We start from the raw sequence: 3,433 nt of genomic DNA on the forward strand, positions 1-3,433 counted from the left end.
GGCGGGGGCCGCGACCCCCGCCCTGCCGCCCCTGGACCGCCTCCCCGCGGCGAACCGCCTCAGGCGGCGTGGCCGCCGTCCACCACGACCTCCGTGCCGGTGATGTAGGCCGCCTCGTCACCGGCCAAGTAGGCGATGAGCGAGGCCACTTCGCCGGTCGTGCCGAAGCGGTCCAGGGCGGTCGCGGCCCGCTGCCCGTCCGCGAACGGGCCGTCGGCCGGGTTGAGATCGGTGTCCACCGGTCCGGGCTGGACCAGATTGACGGTGATCCCGCGCGGGCCGAGCTCGCGGGCGAGCGGCTTGGTGAGTCCGGACAGCGCCGACTTGCTCATCGCGTAGAGCGTGCCGCCCGGGCCGCCGGCGAACCTGCTGAGGGCCGTACCGAGGGAGATGATGCGGCCACCGCGCTCCATGACCCCGGCCGCCGCCTTGCAGGCCAGGAAGACGGCCCGCACATTGACGGCGAGTACCCGGTCGACATCGGCGGTGGTGAGGCCGTCGATGGGGCCGAGGACGCCGATGCCCGCGTTGTTGACCAGGATGTCGAGCCGGCCGAAGGCCTCCACCGTCCGGTGCACGGCCGCCCCGGCCGCTTCCGGGTCGGCCGAGTCGGCACGCAGGGCGACTGCACGGCGTCCGCACGCCTCGATCTTCCGCACCACCTCCTGGGCGGCGGCCTCGTCCCGGGCGTAGGTCAGTGCCACATCCGCGCCGTCCTGGGCGAGTCGCAGGGCGGTCGCGGCGCCGATGCCGCGGCTGCCGCCGGTGACGAGCGCGGCCCGGTTCGGGGTGGCGGTGCTGGTGCTGTTCATCAGGGGGATTCCTGTCCGTTGCCGGTGTGTTGCTGGCTGACAAGGACAAGAGAACTCCCTCGGCGGACGGGGCACCGGCGGGAAACGGACGCACACTCCGGTACGGCGGACCGCATCATCAACTGCCGTGCGGCGGGCTCCAGTCCGGTGAGCGCCCGAGCGTCGTCAGCACGAGCCGGAAGGTGTCCGCGCCGGCCTCCTCGGCAGGGGGCAGGGCGGGCCGGAACGCCGCGTCCGGCCGTTCGCGCCGCCCCCCGCCGGGTACGCGCAGGGCGATCGGCAGTGCTGCCTCGACGACGGCCGGAGCGAAGGCGGTCCGCACTCCCAGCGCGGCCGCCGCGTCCCAGGAGTGCACGACGTAGTCGATGAAGTGGAACCCGATCGCGATGTCCGCGGGGAAGGCCGCCGCCACGTCGATCTCAGGAAGCGCGAACGGCCTTTCCCGTACCCCCGGTTGCGCGAACGCCTCCAGTACCGCGTCGGCCGCATCGCGGTACCGGGCGATCGGATCGGACCCGCCCGGGCGGATCTTCCAGACGGCCGCGTCGCCCCCCTCGCCCCGTGCGGCGGCGGCGAATCCGAGGTGCTGGGCGCCCATGTGCTCCACGAGGTGGCGCAGCGTCCAGCGGGCGCAGGGGGTGGGCCGCTCCCAGTCGCCGGGGCCCGCACGCTCCACGATGCGTACGGATTCCAGTACGGCGGCCCGGTCGAGCTCCACGATGTCCATGTCCGTCTCCACGGTCCTGTTCCCTTCGCACGGTACGGCTGTCCGGCCTGCCCACGACGATACAATTGAACGAACGGTCGTGCTGTTAATTAGTGAACAGGTCACGGGCCACGAGCCACAGGCGGCAGGCGCCTCGGAACCGGCCGCTATCGCGCTATCCCGCGTCGCGCGGTGAAAGCTGCCGTGTGATCCGGTCGAACAGGTCCGCCAGCGGATCGCCGACGTCCCGGCCGAACGCGGTCAGCCCGTAGGTGACCTGGGGCGGTGTCGTCGGCTCGACGTTTCGCCAGACCAGACCGTCCTGGACCAGCGCGCGCAGGGTCTGGGCGAGCATCTTCTCGCTGACGCCCCGGATGCTCTCGCGCAGCTCGTAGAACCGCAGGTCGTTGGTCCGCAAGGAGATCAGCACCCAGATGCCCCACCTGCTGGTCACGTGGTCGACCACATCGCGCGCCGGGCAGTCGGTGTGAAACACCTCATACCCCGCTGTCGCGTCGGACCGTGTGGGCTGCGCGCTTCCCGTCATGTGATGAGCTTACCCAAAGGTACGTCCTTACTAAAAGTTAGCCCAGCTCCTACCTTGAAGTCCGCAGAAGACATGCGACCAGGACATACGACAGGAGCTGATCATGATCGTGGTGACCGGAGCTACCGGGAATGTGGGCCGTCCGTTGACGAAGGCGCTGGCCGAGGCGGGTCGACAGGTGACGGCGGTGTCGCGGCACGCGGCGACGGTGCCGGACGGCGTCCGCCACCTGACGGCCGACCTGGCCGAGCCGGCCGGCCTCGAACCTGCGCTGGCCGGGGCGAAAGCGCTGTTCCTGCTGCTGTCCGGCGACCTGCACGCCGCAGGAGCGCGCCCGGCCGACATCATCGGCGCAGCCGAGGCAGCCGGAGTCCGACGGGTGGTCCTGCTCTCCACGCAGGGCGTGGCGACCCGGCCCTTCGGAGCAACGCGGATCGCGATGCGCGCGCTGGAGGACGTGCTGCGGGAGTCCGGCCTGGAGCGGGCCGTCCTGCGGCCGGGCGGCTTCGCGTCCAACGCCCTGTGGTGGGCCGATTCCGTCCGCGAACAGGGACTCGTCGCCGCTCCCTTCGGTGATGTCGGGGTGCCGGTCGTCGACCCGGCGGACATCGCGGACGTCGCGGCGGCCTGCCTGCTGGAGGACCGGTTCACCGGCGGCGTGTACGAGCTGACCGGACCGGAGGTGATCACTCCGCGCGGGCAGGCGGAGGCCATCGCCGCCGCGCTGGGCTCGCCGGTACGGTTCCATGAGCTCACCCGCGACGAGGCCAAGGCCGCCATGGCTCTGGGCATGCCGGCCGAACTCGCCGAGGACACCCTGACCATCCTCGGTTCCCCCAACCAGGCCGAGCTGTGCGTCAGTCCGGACGTCCGGCGGGTCCTCGGCCGCGACCCCCGCCCGTTCGCCGACTGGGCCGCCCGCAATGTCGCCGCGTTCCGCTGAATCTGCCCAGCGCCGCCGCAACCGCCCGGCATTCCCGGATCCGTAGGGGCCCCCGGGGCCCCTACGGGCCGGCCGACAGGGACGACGGGTCCATCGCCACCGTCCGCAGCCGCGCCAGGATCGCCCGCGCCGCCCGCGTATAGCCATCGGAGCTCCTCCGGAGCACCGAGTCGCCGTTGGCCAGCTCCAGGAACGCGATGATCTCGAAGGCGAGCTGGGGGACGTCGCAGTCCTCCCGGACCTCGCCCAGCACCCGCGCCTCCTCGATCCGCCGCTCCACGAAGGCGACCCAGCCGGCCTGTGCGGCGACGATCGCGTCGTGCACCGCGCCCTGGCGCGCGTCGAATTCGGCGATGGCCGCGTAGAAGAAGCAGCCGCCCGGGAACACCCGCTGCTCCGAGTACGCGATCCAGCGCTCGTACAGC

At 72.1% G+C, this 3,433-nt stretch carries 5 protein-coding genes; 1 reads left to right on the forward strand and 4 read right to left on the reverse strand.

Annotated elements, in window-relative coordinates; translation table 11 throughout:
- Positions 1–59: 59 nt before the first annotated feature.
- From ACFVW8_RS38780 to ACFVW8_RS38790, 3 genes are all read right to left on the reverse strand, one after another.
- Positions 60–812, reverse strand: coding sequence for a 3-oxoacyl-ACP reductase family protein (locus ACFVW8_RS38780; RefSeq protein ID WP_389698710.1), 753 nt, complete (start codon positions 810–812; stop codon positions 60–62).
- A gap of 118 nt (positions 813–930) precedes the next feature.
- The gene (locus tag ACFVW8_RS38785) at positions 931–1,551 is read right to left on the reverse strand and encodes a TIGR03086 family metal-binding protein (RefSeq protein WP_389698712.1); all 621 of its coding nucleotides are present in this window, start codon (positions 1,549–1,551) and stop codon (positions 931–933) included.
- A gap of 142 nt (positions 1,552–1,693) precedes the next feature.
- On the reverse strand, positions 1,694–2,065 hold the full coding sequence (locus ACFVW8_RS38790; RefSeq protein WP_389698714.1) for a winged helix-turn-helix transcriptional regulator: 372 nt from the start codon (positions 2,063–2,065) through the stop codon (positions 1,694–1,696).
- Between the two features lie 103 nt (positions 2,066–2,168).
- Here ACFVW8_RS38790 and ACFVW8_RS38795 point away from each other — a divergent pair, with 103 nt between their 5' ends.
- Positions 2,169–3,008 carry an SDR family oxidoreductase gene (locus ACFVW8_RS38795; RefSeq protein ID WP_389698716.1) on the forward strand — a complete coding sequence of 280 codons (840 nt, stop codon included), beginning with the start codon at positions 2,169–2,171 and terminating at the stop codon, positions 3,006–3,008.
- Between the two features lie 61 nt (positions 3,009–3,069).
- On the opposite strand, the gene ACFVW8_RS38800 is transcribed toward ACFVW8_RS38795, so the two are convergent.
- A partial coding sequence (locus ACFVW8_RS38800; RefSeq protein ID WP_389698718.1) for a TetR family transcriptional regulator C-terminal domain-containing protein occupies positions 3,070–3,433 on the reverse strand: 364 nt, incomplete at its 5' end.

It is taken from the genome of Streptomyces sp. NPDC058221 (genome assembly GCF_042882365.1).
Taxonomy (GTDB): domain Bacteria; phylum Actinomycetota; class Actinomycetes; order Streptomycetales; family Streptomycetaceae; genus Streptomyces.